Annotated in this window: 1 protein-coding gene; it reads right to left on the reverse strand. The window is 65.3% G+C overall.

The genetic code is table 11. The annotated features are described in order from the left end of the window. On the reverse strand, nucleotides 1-599 hold a 599-nt coding region (locus JT723_RS34680; protein ID WP_205048883.1), incomplete at both ends, for a glycoside hydrolase family 10 protein.

Raw genomic sequence — 599 nt, forward strand, 5'->3', positions numbered from 1 at the left:
TTGACGGTGTTGGCGTACTGGGTGGATCCGGCCTGGGCGATGTCGAGTTCGGTGATCTGGACGTCGACGCCGAGGGCGGCGAAGTTGGACAGGGTGGTCTGGAAGCTGGAGGGGGGTCCGCCGGTGCCGAAGTGGCTCTGGAAGCCGACGCAGTCAATGGGCACGCCGCGGGACTTGAAGTCCTTGACCATGTTGTAGACGCCCTGGGTCTTGGCGTCCGACCAGTTCTCGATGTTGTAGTCGTTGTAGCAGAGCTTGGCGGAGGAGTCCGCGGCACGGGCGGTGCGGAAGGCGTGCTCGATGAAGCCGTTGCCGAGCTTGTCGTGGAAGGGCGAGCTGCGCTGCTGGCCGCTGCCGCCGTCGGCGAAGGCCTCGTTGACCACGTCCCAGGCGTAGATCTTGCCCTTGTAGTGGTTCATCTCGGTGGTGATGTGGTTGTCCATCGCGGACTGCAGGTCCGACGCGGACAGGTTGGAGACCCAGGAGGGCAGCTGGTTGTGCCAGACCAGGGTGTGGCCGCGCATCCGCTGCCCGTGCGACTGGGCATGGGAGACGATCTGGTCGCCGGGACCGAAGTTGAAGTTCCCCCGGGACGGCTC

Origin of the sequence: Actinacidiphila bryophytorum (assembly GCF_016916835.1) — a bacterium.
Classification (GTDB): domain Bacteria; phylum Actinomycetota; class Actinomycetes; order Streptomycetales; family Streptomycetaceae; genus Actinacidiphila; species Actinacidiphila bryophytorum.